Raw genomic sequence first — 16,185 nt, forward strand, 5'->3', positions numbered from 1 at the left:
GCGGGGGTCGGCGGGGAGGGGGGAGGCGCGGCGGGCGGCCGAGGGGCTGTGCCAGCCGAGGTCGGGGGAGTGCCGCCGGACGACCTTGGCGGGGACCCCGGCGATCACCGAGTGGTCGGGGAACTCGCCGCGCACCACGGCGCCGCCGGCGACCACCGACTGGCGGCCGATCCGCGTCCCCGGCAGGATGATCGCCCCCGTTCCGATCCAGGACCCCGAGCCGATGGAGACCGGCTTGTTGCGCGGCCACTGCCGTCCGATGGGCGTCTCGGGATCGTCGTACACGTGGTTCTGGTCGGTGATGTAGACGTAGGGGCCGGTGAAGACGTCGTCGCCGATGTCGATGGACTGGTGGCCGACGATGTGACTGCCTCTGCCGATCGAGCAGCCCCGGCCGATCCGCACGATCGAGTCGGGTCCGAGATCCACGCCGGGGCCCATGCCCGCCGAGATCGACACCCGCTCTCCGACGAGCGTGTGCGGGCCGATCTCGATCCACTGCTCCCCGAAGATGGCGCCCTGCGGGAAGGACAGGCACACTCCCTCGCCCATGCTGCGGAACCGGTAACCGCCCGGGACGGCCGGGCTGATCGCCGCGGCCTCCCGCACGTAGGCCCACCCCCGGTGGACCAGACGGCCGACGGCGCGCTTCACGAACGACATAACGCGACAAGTTACCGTTAGGTCGGCTTGTCCGCTATGGCAGGTTAGCGCACGTGGCAAGCCCAATGTTGCCCAGCGTTTGATATTCTGAGAGCCCGTGGGCATCGCGGCGTCCAATCCGGACGGCCGGATCGACATCGACCACGGGAGCTCTTCTTGCGCAGCGCCGCACAAACCAAGCATCTGTTCGTCACCGGCGGCGTCGCCTCCAGTCTCGGCAAGGGACTCACGGCCTCCAGCCTCGGTCGTCTCCTCAAGCTTCGCGGCCTCCGCGTCACGATGCAGAAGCTCGATCCCTACCTGAACGTCGACCCCGGCACGATGAACCCCTTCCAGCACGGCGAGGTGTTCGTCACCGACGACGGCGCCGAGACGGATCTCGACATCGGCCACTACGAGCGCTTCCTCGACACCGAGCTGCACGGCTCCGCCAACGTGACGACCGGACAGGTCTACTCGAACGTGATCGCGAAGGAGCGCCGCGGCGAGTACCTGGGCGACACCGTCCAGGTCATCCCGCACATCACCAACGAGATCAAGGACCGCATCCGGGGCATGGCCGGCCCGGACGTCGACGTGGTCATCACCGAGGTCGGCGGCACCGTCGGGGACATCGAGTCGCTGCCGTTCCTGGAGGCCGTCCGGCAGGTCCGCCACGAGGTCGGCCGCGACAACGTCTTCTTCCTGCACGTCTCCCTCCTGCCGTACATCGGTCCGAGCGGCGAGCTGAAGACCAAGCCCACGCAGCACTCGGTCGCGGCGCTGCGCAGCATCGGCATCCAGCCCGACGCGATCGTGCTCCGGTCCGACCGCCCGGTGACCAACGCGATCAAGCGGAAGATCAGCCTGATGTGCGACGTGGACGAGGACGCCGTCGTCTCGGCGATCGACGCCGCCTCGATCTACGACATCCCCAAGGTCCTGCACGCCGAGGGGCTCGACGCGTACGTGGTGCGCCGGCTCGGCCTGCCGTTCCGCGACGTGGAGTGGACCGAGTGGGACCAGCTCCTGCGCCGGGTGCACCGCCCGGCCAAGGAGGTCACGATCGCGCTGGTCGGCAAGTACATCGACCTGCCCGACGCGTACCTGTCGGTCACCGAGGCGCTGCGCGCGGGCGGCTTCGCCAACGACGCGCGCGTCAACATCCGCTGGGTCAAGAGCGACGACTGTGAGACCCCCGAGGGCGCGGCCCGCGAGCTGGACGGCGTCGACGGCGTGCTGATCCCCGGCGGCTTCGGCGTGCGCGGCATCGAGGGCAAGGTCGGCGCCGTACGGCACGCCCGCGAGCAGCGCGTCCCCCTGCTCGGCATCTGCCTCGGCATGCAGTGCATCGTCATCGACGCGGCCCGCAACCTGGCCGGGATCGAGGACGCCGACAGCACCGAGTTCGACGCCGAGACGATCAACCCGGTCATCTCGACCATGGCCGACCAGAAGGACGTCGTCGCCGGTGAGCGCGACATGGGCGGCACCATGCGGCTCGGCCTCTACCCGGCCAAGCTCGTGGAGGGCTCACTGGCCCGCCGCCTGTACGGCAAGGCCAAGGTGGAGGAGCGCCACCGGCACCGCTACGAGGTGAACAACGCCTACCGTGAGCGGCTGGAGAAGGTCGGCATGGTGTTCTCCGGCCTGTCGCCAGACGGCCGCCTCGTCGAGTACGCCGAGCTGGCCACCGACCAGCACCCGTTCTTCATCGGCACGCAGGCCCACCCGGAGTTCCGCTCCCGCCCGACCCGGTCGCACCCCCTGTTCAAGGGGCTGGTCCAGGCCGCCCTCGAGTACGCGGGCCGGCGCGAGAACGTGGCGAAGGCGGGGCGGGCCAAGTGACGGCGGAGAACACGCCGGAGCACACGGTGAACGTGGAGGACACCGAGGAGTCCTGGAACGTCGTCGCCTCCGCCGAGCGCTTCGCGGGGCGGATCATCACCGTGCGCACCGACACGGTGGAGATGCCGGGCGGGGTGACCGCCGACCGCGACTACGTCGTCCACCCCGGCTCGGTCGCGGTGCTCGCCCTCGACGGCGAGGACCGGGTGCTGCTGATCCGCCAGTACCGGCATCCCCCGCGCCGCCTGCTGTGGGAGCTGCCGGCCGGCATCCGCGACGTGCCGGGCGAGCCGCTGGTGGAGTGCGCGGCGCGCGAGCTCGCCGAGGAGGCCGCCTACCGGGCGCGTACGTGGCACACGCTGGTCGACCTGCGCACCTCCCCGGGCATGTCGGACGAGCGGATCCGGGTCTTCCTGGCCCGCGACCTGGAGCCGATCCCCGACGAGGAGAACACGTACGTGCGCCACCACGAGGAGACCGACATGCCGGCGGCCTGGATTCCGCTGGGTGCGGCGGTCGACAAGGCCCTGAGCGGAATGATCCACAATTCTCCTGCGGTCGCCGGTATCCTCGCCGCGTACGCTGCTTCCGCCGACGGATTCAAGGGCCTTCGACCCGCCGACGCGCCGGAGGCATGAGTCCGTAGGGAGACGTCCTGAGCGAGCCCGAGGCGGTGCTGTCCAGCTACCTCGCCCATCTGGCGGTGGAGCGGGGGCTGTCTGCCAACACGCTCGCGTCCTACCGTCGCGACCTGCGCCGATACCTCGAGCACCTGCGGGCGCGCGGGCTCGAGACGTTCGCGCAGGTCGCGGAGGCGGACGTGGTCGCCTTCCTCGCCGCACTCCGGGAGGGCGACGAGGACCACCCGGCGCTGGTCGCGAGCTCCGCCGCCCGCGCCGTGTCGGCCGTACGCGGGTTGCACCGCTTCGCCCTGCGCGAGGGCGTGGCGGGTCACGACCCCGCGCACGAGGTGCGCCCGCCGCGCCAGCTCCGGCGGCTGCCCAAGGCGATCACCGTCGCGGAGGTCGAGCGGCTGATCGCCGCCTGCGGTCCGGAGGACTCGCCGCTCGCCCTGCGCAACCGCGCGCTGCTGGAGGTCCTGTACGGCACGGGCGCCCGGATCTCCGAGGCTGTGGGGCTGGCGGTGGACGACGTGCCCACGGGCCCGGCCCACGAGGAGGACCAGGACCAGGACCAGGTGCGCCTGCGCGGCAAGGGCGGGCGGACCAGGATCGTGCCCCTCGGCCGTTTCGCCCGTAAGGCGCTCGACGCGTACCTGGTCAGGGCGAGGCCCAGGCTGGCGGCGCACGGCCGGGGGACGCCCGCGCTGTTCCTCAACGCGCGGGGCGGACGGCTCACGCGGCAGGGCGCCTGGGAGGTGCTGCAGGCGGCGGCGGAACGAGCCGGACTATCCGGTGTATCGCCGCATATGTTGCGGCATTCGTTCGCAACCCACCTCCTGGACGGAGGCGCCGACGTTAGGGTTGTCCAAGAGCTGCTCGGCCACGCCTCGGTGACCACCACCCAGGTGTACACGCTGGTGACGGTCGACAAGCTCCGGGAGGTCTACGCGGCGGCACATCCCCGCGCCTTGCGCTGAACACGTGCATCTCGGCGGCCTTTGGCGCGCCGCCTTGCCGACCACGTGCCGACCCTTTAGATTCGATCAGGTTCGAGGGCCGTCAGGGAGGACCAACAGGTGACTGCGACCACAGAGGGGACGTGGGTGGGGGCTCCCGGCGCGATCGGGCCTACCGGCCGTCCCCGTCCGGTGTTCCCCGAGCCGACACCGCCGGAGTCCCACGGGCCCGCGCGCATCGTCGCGATGGTCAACCAGAAGGGCGGCGTCGGCAAGACGACGACCACGATCAACCTGGGCGCCGCGCTCGCCGAGGTCGGCCAGCGGGTGCTGCTCGTCGACTTCGACCCGCAGGGCGCGCTGTCGGTCGGTCTCGGCATCGACCCCCGGCCGCTCGAGGCGACGGTCTACGACCTCATCATGGAGGAGCCCGACGTCACGGTCGAGGACGTGCTGATCGACACCACCGTCGAGGGCATGCAGCTCCTGCCGAGCAACATCTTCCTGTCCGGCGCGGAGATCCGGCTGGTCAACGAGGTCGCGCGGGAGTACGCCCTGCAGCGGGCGCTCGAGCCCCTGCTGCCGCACTACGACATCTGCCTGATCGACTGCCAGCCGTCCCTCGGCCTGCTCACGGTCAATGCGCTGACCTGCGCGCACAGCGTGATGATCCCGCTGGAGTGCGAGTTCTTCGCGCTGCGCGGCGTCGCGCTGCTGATGGAGTCGATCGGCAAGGTCCAGGAGCGGCTCAACAAGAACCTGGAGATCGACGGCCTGCTCGCCACGATGTACGACCCCCGGACGTTGCACGCCCGTGAGGTGCTGCAGACGATCATGCAGGGCTTCGGCGACAAGGTGTTCCACACCGTCATCAACCGGACGGTCCGCTTCCCTGACGCCACCCTGGCGGGGGAGCCGATCACGCAGTTCGACCCCGGCTCGATGGGCGCCACCGCCTACCGCGAGCTGGCCCGCGAGCTGCTGGCCAGGTGGCCCGCCCGCGTCTGACCCCGCGGGGCCGCGACGGTAGGGGACAATGGCAGGCGTGACGACCGGCCAGGAGATCGACCAGGGGAGCGAGGAGAGCGCGCCGAGCGGCTTCCAGGTGCACCTGGACGTCTTCGAGGGGCCGTTCGACCTGCTGCTCGGGCTGATCTCCAAGCACAAGCTGGACATCACCGAGGTGTCCCTGCACAAGGTCACCGACGAGTTCATCGCGTACATCCGGTCGCGGGGGCCGGAGTGGGACCTCGACCAGACCAGCCACTTCCTGCTCGTCGCGGCGACCCTGCTCGACCTCAAGGCGGCGCGGCTGCTGCCCACCGGAGAGGTGGAGGACGAGGAGGACCTCGCCCTGCTGGAGGCCCGCGACCTGCTGTTCGCGCGGCTGCTGCAGTATCGGGCGTACAAGGAGGTCGCGAAGATCTTCGCCGGCCGGATGGCCGAGGAGGCGCTGCGCTTCCCGCGCGCCGTGCCGATGGAGAAGCGCTTCGCCGACCTGCTGCCGGAACTCGTGCTCGGCATCGGGCCAGAACAGCTCGCCAAGATCGCGGCACGGGCCTTCACGCCGAAGGCTCCGCCGTCGGTGTCGGTCTCGCACATCTATCAACCGCTGGCGAGCGTCCGGGAGCAAGCCGCTATCCTTGTCGAGCGGCTGAGGCGGCTGCACACGGCGACCTTCCGGGCGCTGACCGCCGACTGCGCGGGGACGTTCGAGGTCGTCGCCCGCTTCCTGGCCGTCCTGGAGCTGTTCCGGGAGGCCGCGGTCTCCTTCGAGCAGGTCGAACCGCTCGGCGACCTGTACGTCACCTGGACGGGCACCGACGACGGCGATGTCACGGTCGGCGACGACTACGACGAGGGCCGGCGCGAGGAGCGGCCCGCCGAGGCGGACGCGGCACGGGACGAGTGAGGCGGGACCACCCCGTCACACCGCCGCGCCACACGCCGAGGCGGCGCGGGGCCGACGGCGGCGGCAGAGACGGAACCACCGCACGACGAGCGAGGAGCGATGGAAGCGAGCGACATCCCCCGTTCCGGCGACGACCCCGGCGCCGGACCGCCCGCCGGGCGGCGGGATCAGGCGTTGGAAGCCGCAGAGCCCGGTGGGGACGGGACGGCGGAGGGACCCTCGCTCATCGCCGCGCTCGAAGCGATCCTGATGGTGGTGGACGAGCCGGTCGCCGAGGTGACCCTCGCGCAGGTGCTCGAACGCCCGACGATGGAGGTCGCCGCCGCCCTTCGCGCGCTGTCCGAGGAATACACGGCCTCCGGCCGGGGTTTCGACCTGCGGGAGGTGGCCGGAGGCTGGCGCTTCTACACTCGTGCGGATTGCGCCGCGCTGGTGGAGAGGTTCGTCAGGGACGGCCAGCAGGCGCGGCTGACGCAGGCCGCGCTGGAGACCCTCGCCGTGGTCGCCTACCGGCAGCCGGTCAGCCGGGCCCGGGTGGCGGCGGTGCGCGGCGTGAGCAGCGACGGCGTCATGCGGACGCTGGTCGCACGCGGCCTCGTGGAAGAGGCCGGAACCGACCCGGAGAGCCAGGCCGTGCTCTACCGGACGACGAGTTACTTCCTGGAGAGACTGGGGCTGCGGAGCCTCGACGAGCTACCCGAACTCGCCCCCTTCCTCCCGGACGACGTGGAAATTCTTGAGGAGCAGAAGTAGTGAACAACAGGCGTGGCACCCCGTCCGGTGAGGGACGCGGTCGGAGCCGGAGCACCGGTCAGCAGGGCGCGAGCGCGCGTGGATCCCGCGGTGGATCCGGCGGCTTCCGCCCCCAGGGCGACCGGCGCGGCGGTTCCCGCGTCCCTGGTTCCCGGTCCGGGTACGGGTTCGACTCCAGGTCCGACAGATCCGACAGGTCCGACAGGTCCGACAGGCCGGACTCTCGGCGGTTCCGCGACGAGGACGCCCCGCGCGGCGGCCGGTACGGCGACCGCCGCACCGGCGACGCACGCGACGACCGTCCCCGCGGCCGTCAGGGTGACACCGGTCGCCAGGGTGACACGGGTCGTCAGGGTGACACCGGCCGGCGCGACGCGCGTTCCGGCGGCGAGCGGTATCGCGACGACGCCCGCGCCCCCTTCAGGTCCGAGCGGGACGGCTCCCGCGCCCGCTACGGCAGGCCCGAGGGCGGCCGTTCCGGCGACCGCGGCTTCAACCGTGAGGGCGGCCGCGGTTTCAACCGTGAGGGCGACCGTGGTTTCGACCGTGAGGGCGACCGTGGTTTCGACCGTGAGGGCGACCGTGGTTTCGACCGTGAGGGCGACCGTGGTTTCGACCGTGAGGGCGGCCGCGGTTTCGACCGTGAGGGCGGCCGCGGTTTCGACCGTGGCTCCGAGCGCGGTTTCGACCGTGATCGCGGCTCCGGCCGGGAGCGCGGCGGGCGGGACGGCTACTCCGCCGAGCGGCCCTCGTTCCGCACCGAGGGGGCCGGTTCCCGTGGCCGTTACGGCAGGCCCGAGGGCGGCCGGGATCGGCTGCGCGACCGCGACGGCGGCTACGAGACGTCCCGTGAGGGGCGTGCGGCCGGGCGGCCGGCCTTCCGCGACGAGGAGCGTGGCGGCGGCAGGACCGGCGATCGCGACAGCTACGGCAGCCGGAGCTTCGGCGGCGACCGCGCGCCCCGGCGTGACGACCGCGACGGCCGGAGCCACCGTGACGACCGCCAGGCGGGCGGCGACCGTGAGGCGCGCGGCGCGCGGCCCGGGCGCGGCGACTACCGCGCGGGGCGCGACGGCGGCAGGGGCCGGGCGAGCCGCGACGAGGTGCAGACGATCGGCCGCCTGGGCGGCGGCACGCGTGGCCGGTCCGGCGGCGCGGGAGCGGGCGCGGGCTCACGGAGCGCGGCCCGGCCCGCCGGCGGTCCCAAGCGTGCCGGCGTGGGCGGCCCGGTGGGCAACCCGTTCAAGACTGCCCGGCAGCCGCTTCGCGACCCGGACTTCTACGACGAGAACTACACCGACGAGCGCGACACGACCGAGGTGCCGGGCGGCGAGCGGCTGCAGAAGGTGCTCGCCCAGGCCGGGGTGGCCAGCCGCCGGGCCTGCGAGGAGATGATCGGCGACGGCCGGGTGAGCGTGGACGGCCAGACGGTGCGCCGCTTCGGCGCCCGCGTCGACCCCGCCAAGCAGGTCATCCGGGTCGACGGGAAGCGCATCCCGACGTCGTCCGACACCGTCTACTACGCGCTCAACAAGCCGATCGGCGTGGTGAGCACGATGGACGACCCCGAGGGCCGGCCGTGCCTGAACGACTACGTGCAGGATCTCGCGCCCCGGCTGTTCCACGTGGGGCGGCTCGACACCGAGACCGAGGGCCTGCTGCTGCTGACCAACGACGGGGAGCTCGCCCACCGGCTGACCCACCCGAGCTACGGCGTGCAGAAGAAGTACTGGGCCAAGGTGCCCGGCCCCGTCGCGCGCGACCTGCACAAGGTGCTGCGCAAGGGCGTGGAGCTGGAGGACGGGCTCGCCAAGGTGGACGAGTTCCGGGTGGTGCAGGAGCACGGTCAGCAGGCGCTGGTCGAGGTCGTCCTGCACGAGGGCCGCAAGCACATCGTCCGGCGGCTCATGGAGACGGTCGGGCACCGGGTGATCGACCTGGCCCGCATCGAGTTCGGCCCGGTCAAGCTCGGCCGGCTCAAGCCGGGGACCATTCGAGCGCTCACCGTGCAGGAGATCGGTGAGCTGTACGCGGCGGTCGGACTGTAGCCTTTCCGCGCGGCGGGCGAAAGTCGCAAGTCGAGCAGAATTGGCTAAAAGCGTGTAGATGGGCCGGACTCGTCCTCTCGGGGAGAGACCGGCCCGTCCCAGCGAGAGGGGAACGACATGGTGCGGGCGATTCGCGGAGCCATCCAGGTCGACGGCAACGATCGCGACGCGATCCTCGCCGGGACGACCGAGCTGGTGACCGAGGTGATGGGGCGCAACAACCTCACGACCGACGACGTCATCAGTGTGATCTTCACGTGCACGCCCGACCTCACCGCCGAGTTCCCCGCCCTGGCCGCGCGCAAGCTCGGGTTCCACGACGTGCCCCTGCTGTGCGCGACCGAGATCGACGTGCCGGGCGCGCTCCCGCGCGTGGTGCGGCTGATGGCCCACGTGCAGACCGACCGCCCCCGGCAGGAGATCCAGCACGTGTACCTGCGCGGCGCCGCCGCGCTGCGCGTGGACATCGCCCAGTAGACGTCCCCAAGGCGTCCCCTGCGGGACCGGGCCGGGACGACGGGTCCGCGCACCATCTCCATCCACCCACGACACATCCGTCGCAGAACAGCGTGTCCGAGGACGGCGACGGCAGGAAGAGCACGATGACTCCCATCGAGGATGCCGGTATCGGCAGTGTGGTCGTTGTCGGGACGGGCCTCATCGGCACGTCGATCGCACTGGCGCTGCGGCAGCGGGACGTGCGGGTCTTCCTGGCCGACCGGGACGCGGGAGCCGCACGGCTGGCGCGTGAGCTGGGCGCGGGGGAGGACTGGACCGGTGAGCGGCGGGTGGACCTCGCGGTCGTCGCGGTGCCGCCCCAGTTCGTCGCGCAGCAACTGCTCGATCTGCAGAAGCGCGACAGCGCCCGCGTCTACACCGACGTGGCGAGCGTGAAGGCGCTGCCGCTGGCCCAGGCCGCCCAACTGGGCTGCGACCTGTCGTCGTACGTCGCGGGGCACCCGCTCGCGGGCCGCGAGCGGTCCGGCCCGGCGGCGGCCCGCGCGGACCTGTTCCTCGGCCGTCCGTGGGCGTACTGTCCGACGGACGAGGCGTCCCCGCGGGCGGTGGCCGCGGTGGAGCGGCTGATCTCGTTGTGCGGCGGCAACGCCGTGCGGGTGGACGCGGCCGAGCACGACCGCGCCGTCGCGGTCGTCTCGCACGCCCCGCACGTGACGGCCGCCGCGGTGGCGGCCCGGCTGGCCGAGGCGTCGGAGACAGCGCTCGGGCTGTCGGGGCAGGGCGTACGCGACGTGACCCGCATCGCCGCCAGCGACCCGTCGCTGTGGACGGGCATCCTCGAGGGCAACGCGCTGCCCGTCGCCGAGGTGCTGGAGGCGCTCGTGGCCGACCTGAGCGCCGCCGCCCGGTCGCTGCGCGCGCTGGCGGGCGACGGCGCCGCATTGGAGCAGGTCACCGACCTCCTGTCGCGTGGCGTGCGGGGGACCGGCAGGATCCCCGGCAAGCACGGCGGCCCGGCGCGGACGTACGCCGTGGTCCAGGTGCTCATCGGCGACCACCCCGGCGAACTGGCCCGCCTGGTCCAGGCCGCCGGCGAGACGGGCGTCAACATCGAGGACATCCGCCTGGAGCACGCCACCGGGCTGGAGCTCGGCGCGGCCGAGCTGTACGTCCGGCCGGAGGCGGCGGAGACCCTCACCGAAGGCCTGCGCGAGCGCGGCTGGCAGGTGCCGGGCTGACCCGGTCTCCCGGTGCGGCCGGTGACGTCCGGGCGGCCACCGGCCCTGGGGTGACAGCGGGGGCGGAATCGGGGGCGGTGTAACGGCGCAGGCCGGGGATCGCCCAGGCGATCGCCGCGACGGAGGCAACGGTGAGCAGGCCGCCCGCGCAGATCACGACGCGCGGGCCGTACACCGCTCCGGCAGCACCGTGCAGCACGTTCGCGATCTGCGGCCCTCCCACCAGCACCACGGTGAGCGCGCCCTGGACGCGTCCGCGAACGGCGTCGCCGGTGTGCGTCTGCACGATCGTGGTGCGGAAGGTGCTGAGAACGAAGTTGACCGCGCCGCCGAGCACGAGCGCCGCCAGCGCGACCCACAGCTCGGCGGCCAGGCCGACGAGCACGACGGCGATCCCCCACGCGACGGCGGCGCCCGCCACGAGGGCGCCGTGGCGCCGGGCGCGGGTGAACGTGCCCGACAGCAGCCCGGCCGCGAAGACCCCGGCCGGGTAGGCCGCGTAGAGCAGCCCCGTCTCCGGGCCGCCCCCGGCCGCGCCGCCGAAGACGTGCCGGGCCAGCTCGGGATACAACGCCGAGGGCATGCCGAAGACCATGGCCGCGAGGTCCACGGCCAGCACCGCCACCAGCAGCCGGTCGGCCGCCAGGTGGCGGAACCCGGCCGGCGTCCGGCGGGCCATCGAGGAGCCTCGGCCGCCGTCCGCCGCGCTCGCCGTGCTCTCGGGGGGAGGCGGAGGCAGCGGCGGCAGCATGGCGACGGCCCACACCACGGCGAGCAGTGCGACGGCGTCGAACAGGTACAGCATGCCGAGCCCGACGACCGGGACCAGCACCCCGGCGAGCATCGGCCCCAGGACGGACCCGCCGTAACGGACCAGCGAGCTGAGGCTGTTGGCCGCCGGCAGCAGCTCGGCCGGGACGAGGCGGGGCACGACGGCCCCCGTCGTCGTCATGACCGTCCCGTAGGCCGCCCCCTGGAAGGCCACCGCCACCAGCAGGACGGGGACGGAGCGGCCGCCCAGAGTCGCCTGGACCCACAGCGCGGCGTACGTCAGCGCCAGGCAGAGGTCGGCGGCCAGCAGCACCGTCCGCCGGTCCATCACGTCGGCGAGTGCGCCGCCGCACAGCGCCGCCGCGACCAGCGCGGCGAACGACACCCCAGCGGCGGCTCCCACGGCCGCCGAGGAGCCGGAGATTGTGAACAGCTGCGTCGGCACCGCGACCACGCTGAAGGACCCGCCCACGGCACAGATCACCGAGGCGACCCACATCCGCCGGAACGCCGGGATGGCCAGCGGCCGGCGGTCGACGCCGAAAGTCCGGGAACGGGGCGGCCGCACCGTCGTGGCGCTCATCGCGGGGTCCCGTCCGCCGCGCACTCCTCCTCCGCCACCACGTCGGCGACCACGCAGGCGACGTTGTCGGGGGCTCCCGCGGCGTACGCGAGGTCGATCAGCTCGTCGACCGCCTGCCGCGGGCCGCCGGAGCCGGCGAGCGTCTCGCGCAGCACGCCGGCCGGCACGACTCCCGGCAGCCCGTCCGAGCAGAGCAGGTACCGGTCGCCGGGGGCGGCGTCGTGCGTCGACAGGTCCGGCGGGGAGGCTCCCGTGCCGGTCAGCGCGCGTACCAGCAGCGAGCGCCGCGGGTGGGAGACGGCCTCCTCCGGGGTGAGCCGGCCCTGGTCGATCAACGACTGCACGTAGGTGTGATCGTCGGTCAGCTGGAACAGGCCACCGTCGCGGAGCAGGTACGCCCGGCTGTCGCCGACGTGCACCAGTCCCAGCCGCGTCCCGGACCACACGAGCGCGGTCAGCGTGGTGACCACCTGACCCGACGGGGTCGAGGCGGCGACGTCCCGGATCGCGCGCTCGGCGTCGCCGACGGCGTCGGCGAGCGCGCCGAGCAGGTCCTCGGGGGGCGGGGACAGGGTCCGCAGGCGCTTGAGCGCGTCGACGGCCGCCGCGGCGGCGCGGTCCCCGCCCGGGCCGCGCATCCCGTCGGCCACCGCCAGCAACCGGTCGCCGGCGTACGCGACGTCCTCGTTGCTCGTCCGCACCCGTCCCGGCTCCGACCGGGCGGCGTGACGGATCCCCAGCGTGGTCGTGGTGTCCTCCACGGCGCCGTTCCTTCCCGAAAGGTGATCGACGAGGAAGGCGGCGAGCCGGCCGCGGGCCGCCGTCTCGGCGGTGACCTGCCGCCAGTAGGCCGCCACCGCCTCGGCCGCGTCCGGCGCGGGCAGGCCGCACACCTGCCGGATGCGTGCCAGCGGCATGCCGAGCCGCCGCAGCCAGGCGATCAGACGGGCCTGCTCCAGCTGGCCGGGGTCGTAGTAGCGGTATCCCGACTCGCCGTCCACCGCGGCCGGGCGCAGCAGCCCGAGCTCGTCGTACAGCCGCAACGCCTTGGGCGACAGCCGGGCGGCCCGCGCGAACGTCCCGATGGTCAGCAGGTCCCCCACGGCTCCTCCTCGTCCCGGCCGTCATGGCCGGTGCGACGATGCTGGGGCTTCACCCAGGGGCAAGGTCAACACGGGCCGGACCCGGGCGTGGATCGATCGCGCGGGAAGCCCTGTCCGGCCGCCGATGCACGCTTTCCGGCCGTATCCCGGTAGCCTCGGGGACGACGATTCGAAGGGGAGAAGGAGAGCCGGTGTCGGGTCTGGTCGTCGCCATGGACGGTCCCTCGGGATCGGGCAAGTCGAGTGCCTCGCGAGGCGTCGCGCGGGCGCTGGGCCTGCGCTACCTCGACACGGGCGCCATGTACCGCGCGGTCACCTGGTGGATGCTCCAGCGGGGTGTGAACCTGGAGGACGCCGCCGGGATCGCGGCGAGGTCCGCCGAGCCCGCGCTGGCGATGGGCACCGACCCCGACGCGCCGGGCGTCACCGTGGACGGCGTCGACGTCAGCGGGCCGATCCGCGGCGCCGAGGTGACCGGCGCGGTGTCGGCCGTGAGCGCCGTGCCCGAGGTCCGCCGCCGCCTGGTGGCCCTGCAGCGGGAGATCATCGCCGAGTCCCTCCCCGGCGGGGGGATCGTGGTCGAGGGCCGCGACATCGGCACCGTCGTCGCACCGGACGCGCCCGTCAAGATCTACCTGACGGCGAGCGCCGACGCCCGCGCCCAGCGCCGTACGGCCGAGCTGGACGGGACGACCGTGGAGGCGCAGAAGGCCGCGATGGCCCGGCGCGACTCCATCGATTCGACGCGCAAGGCCGATCCGCTGGCGAAGGCCGCGGACGCGGTGGAACTGGACACGACGCCGCTGGACCTGGACGAGGTGATCGCCGAGGTGCTCCGGCTGGTCAAGGAGCGGGTCTGACGCCCGCACGCCCCGCCTGACCGCCCCCGGCGCCGCGCGCCGCGTTCCCGGAGGAAGCCCGGGGTGGGCCACGCGGTGCGACATACGAACGAGCCCGGCCCAGGAGACGGTCCGCGGCCGGGGAGAACGGAAGAGCAGCCGATGAGGCAGGGTATGGACGTGACGGGGGAGTACGACGAGGACGAGGGCGGCTGGATCGAGGCCGAGCTCGCCGAGCTTTCCGCCGAGGAGGCGGAGCGGGAGCCCGATTCGGGCCCGCTGCCGGTCGTCGCCGTGGTGGGGCGCCCCAACGTCGGCAAGTCGACGATGGTCAACCGCATCATCGGCCGTCGTGAGGCGGTCGTCGAGGACGTGCCGGGCGTGACCCGCGACCGGGTCACCTATGAGGCGACCTGGCGGGGCCGGCGGTTCACGCTGGTCGACACCGGCGGCTGGGACCCGGACGCGACCGGCATGGCCCTGCGCATCGCCGAGCAGGCGCAGATCGCGGCCGAGCTGGCCGACGTGATCCTCTTCGTGGTGGACGCGAGCGTCGGGGTCACCGACTCCGACGAGGCCGTCGGCGCGGTCCTGCGCCGCTCGGGCAAGCCGGTCGTGCTGGCCGCCAACAAGGTCGACAACCAGCAGATGGAGCTGGAGGCGAGCGGGCTGTGGTCGCTCGGCCTGGGCGAGCCGCACCCCGTCTCGGCCCTGCACGGCCGCGCCAGCGGAGACCTGCTCGACGTGGTGCTCGACGCGCTGCCGGAGACGCCGCCGCAGACGTTCGGCGTGCAGCGGGGCCCGCGCAGGGTCGCGCTGCTGGGCAAGCCCAACGTGGGCAAGTCGTCGCTGCTCAACAAGCTCGCCGGGGAGGAGCGGGTGCTGGTCGACCCGATGGCCGGCACCACCCGCGACCCGGTGGACGAGCTGGTCGAGCTGGGCGGCACGACGTACCGGTTCATCGACACCGCGGGCATCCGGCGGCGCGACCGCGAGCTGAAGGGCGCCGACTTCTACGCGGCCATGCGCACGCGGGCCGCGCTGGAGCGGGCGGAGGTCGCGGTCGTGCTGATCGACGCCTCCGAGGTGCTGACCGAGCAGGACCTGCGGATCATCGGCCTGGTCATCGAGTCGGGCCGGGCGATGGTGGTCGCGTTCAACAAGTGGGACCTGGTCGACGAGGACCGGCGCTACTACCTGGAGAAGGAGATCGACCGGCAGCTCGTCCGCACGCCCTGGGCGCTGCGGGTGAACATCTCGGCGAAGACCGGCCGCCACGTCGAGAAGCTCGCACCGGCCATCGAACGGGCCCTGGATTCGTGGGGCACGCGGGTGCCGACGGCCCGGCTCAACCAGTTCTTCACCGAGCTGGTGCAGGCCACTCCGCCGCCGGTGCGCGGGGGCCGGCAGCCGAAGATCCTTTTCGCCACCCAGGCGTCCACGGAGCCGCCGAAGTTCGTGCTGTTCACCTCGGCGTTCCTGGAGGAGACCTACCGGCGTTTCCTCGAGCGCCGCATCCGCGAGGAGTTCGGCTTCGCGGGTTCGCCGATCGAGGTGACGATGAAGATCCGGGAGAAGCGCAAGAAGAAGTGACCCCGGCCGGGCGCGGGGCGGACGGGAGCGTCCGGCCGGCGCGGATCAGCTCGGCTGATAGGTGTTCTCTTTGCGCGGAAGGGTGAGCTGGACCTTGGTTCCCCACGACGAGAAACGCATGTCGGTGCGGCTGCTCATCGCTCCCGTCGGGTAGTCCGGATCGGCGAAGGTCGTGTAGAGCCGGGCCGGCAGGCCCTTCCGGTCCGTCCACAACCGCCAGTGGACCTTCAGTTCGGCCTCTCGCTGACCGGGCTTCATGTCGGGCTGCGCACGCAGGGACGGCGAGGCCTTGTACAGCGTCCCCAGGGTGATGGCGCCCTGATAGACCCCACCGGTCCGCCTGGTCGTGGTGGCCAGCAGCGCCTTGTATGTGGCCGCCTCGAAAATCGGCGGAACCGAGTAGAACGGGTTGCGGTCACTGGCCGTGAACCGCGCCCTCCACCAGGTCTTGCCATCCGGCAACGCCTGCTGCCGCGGCCCTCCCGACTCGTACGTGTACCCACCCGCGGCGAGCAACCGCATCTGCCCCCCGAGCTGCTTGGTTTTGATGGTGAGGTCGTACGCGGTCAACCCCGGCCGACCGAGCCGTACGGCGCCACGAATGTCGGACTTCTCGAAGAGTTCTTTCCGTATGCGGACCTGGTGCACCTCGCTCACTTTCACCCAGCGCTTGGCCGCCACCTGCGCTTTCAACGCCGCGAGGGGATCGGCCGCCCGCGCATCGGCCGGGCCCGCCGGCCAGGAGACCAGTAACGCCGTGACCAGGCCCACGGAAATCGCCGAGCGTCTCATACATTCACTCCCGAAGTCAGATCCC

At 72.7% G+C, this 16,185-nt stretch carries 15 protein-coding genes; 11 read left to right on the forward strand and 4 right to left on the reverse strand.

Going from position 1 to position 16,185, the window contains the following annotated elements; genetic code table 11:
- Positions 1-663, reverse strand: a 663-nt coding sequence (locus tag HHX41_RS25345; RefSeq protein WP_182907990.1) for an acyltransferase, incomplete at its 3' end; no start/stop codon positions are given.
- Positions 664-819: 156 nt separating this feature from the next.
- Here HHX41_RS25345 and HHX41_RS25350 point away from each other — a divergent pair.
- The 9 genes from HHX41_RS25350 to HHX41_RS25390 all read left to right on the forward strand — a co-directional run bounded on the left by HHX41_RS25350 (position 820) and on the right by HHX41_RS25390 (position 10,479).
- A complete protein-coding gene (locus tag HHX41_RS25350) occupies positions 820-2,490 on the forward strand; it encodes a CTP synthase (RefSeq protein WP_169978244.1) in 1,671 nt (556 codons plus the stop codon).
- The gene (locus HHX41_RS25355) at positions 2,487-3,128 is read left to right on the forward strand and encodes an NUDIX hydrolase (protein ID WP_310742170.1); all 642 of its coding nucleotides are present in this window, start codon (positions 2,487-2,489) and stop codon (positions 3,126-3,128) included. Before HHX41_RS25350 ends, HHX41_RS25355 begins: the two co-directional genes overlap by 4 nt.
- Before the next feature lie 35 nt (positions 3,129-3,163).
- Positions 3,164-4,090: a site-specific tyrosine recombinase XerD gene (locus HHX41_RS25360; RefSeq protein ID WP_396795141.1), complete on the forward strand. Its 927-nt coding sequence runs from the start codon at positions 3,164-3,166 to the stop codon at positions 4,088-4,090.
- 99 nt (positions 4,091-4,189) lie between these two features.
- Entirely contained in the window at positions 4,190-5,077 is an 888-nt protein-coding gene (locus tag HHX41_RS25365) for a ParA family protein (protein WP_142557039.1), read from the forward strand.
- Positions 5,078-5,105: 28 nt separating this feature from the next.
- Positions 5,106-5,981 (forward strand): ScpA family protein, encoded by an 876-nt coding sequence (locus HHX41_RS25370; protein WP_182907991.1) that lies wholly within the window; start codon positions 5,106-5,108, stop codon positions 5,979-5,981.
- A gap of 99 nt (positions 5,982-6,080) precedes the next feature.
- Positions 6,081-6,734 carry an SMC-Scp complex subunit ScpB gene (gene scpB / locus HHX41_RS25375; RefSeq protein WP_169978240.1) on the forward strand — a complete coding sequence of 218 codons (654 nt, stop codon included), beginning with the start codon at positions 6,081-6,083 and terminating at the stop codon, positions 6,732-6,734.
- Entirely contained in the window at positions 6,734-8,782 is a 2,049-nt protein-coding gene (locus tag HHX41_RS41940; protein WP_182907992.1) for a pseudouridine synthase, read from the forward strand. Before scpB ends, HHX41_RS41940 begins: the two co-directional genes overlap by 1 nt.
- Positions 8,783-8,899: 117 nt before the next feature.
- Positions 8,900-9,259 (forward strand): chorismate mutase, encoded by a 360-nt coding sequence (aroH, locus tag HHX41_RS25385; protein ID WP_142645137.1) that lies wholly within the window; start codon positions 8,900-8,902, stop codon positions 9,257-9,259.
- 125 nt (positions 9,260-9,384) lie between these two features.
- Positions 9,385-10,479, forward strand: coding sequence for a prephenate dehydrogenase (locus HHX41_RS25390; protein WP_169978236.1), 1,095 nt, complete (start codon positions 9,385-9,387; stop codon positions 10,477-10,479).
- On the opposite strand, the gene HHX41_RS25395 is transcribed toward HHX41_RS25390, so the two are convergent.
- A complete protein-coding gene (locus tag HHX41_RS25395; RefSeq protein WP_182907993.1) occupies positions 10,436-11,833 on the reverse strand; it encodes an MFS transporter in 1,398 nt (465 codons plus the stop codon). The genes HHX41_RS25390 and HHX41_RS25395 overlap by 44 nt on opposite strands.
- Complete coding sequence (locus tag HHX41_RS25400) at positions 11,830-12,936, reverse strand: MerR family transcriptional regulator (protein ID WP_182907994.1); 1,107 nt, start codon at positions 12,934-12,936, stop codon at positions 11,830-11,832. The genes HHX41_RS25395 and HHX41_RS25400 overlap by 4 nt, the downstream gene beginning before the upstream one ends.
- 212 nt (positions 12,937-13,148) lie before the next feature.
- Between HHX41_RS25400 and cmk the strand changes: the two genes are divergently transcribed.
- Both cmk and der read left to right on the forward strand, forming a co-directional pair.
- Positions 13,149-13,796: a (d)CMP kinase gene (gene cmk / locus HHX41_RS25405; RefSeq protein WP_169979661.1), complete on the forward strand. Its 648-nt coding sequence runs from the start codon at positions 13,149-13,151 to the stop codon at positions 13,794-13,796.
- A 141-nt stretch (positions 13,797-13,937) separates the two neighbouring features.
- On the forward strand, positions 13,938-15,368 hold the full coding sequence (gene der, locus HHX41_RS25410; protein ID WP_182907995.1) for a ribosome biogenesis GTPase Der: 1,431 nt from the start codon (positions 13,938-13,940) through the stop codon (positions 15,366-15,368).
- Positions 15,369-15,413: 45 nt separating this feature from the next.
- Here der and HHX41_RS25415 read toward each other — a convergent pair whose 3' ends face one another.
- Positions 15,414-16,160 (reverse strand): hypothetical protein, encoded by a 747-nt coding sequence (locus HHX41_RS25415; RefSeq protein ID WP_182907996.1) that lies wholly within the window; start codon positions 16,158-16,160, stop codon positions 15,414-15,416.
- Positions 16,161-16,185: the final 25 nt, after the last annotated feature.

The organism is Microbispora sp. H13382, assembly GCF_014161445.1.
GTDB lineage: Bacteria > Actinomycetota > Actinomycetes > Streptosporangiales > Streptosporangiaceae > Microbispora.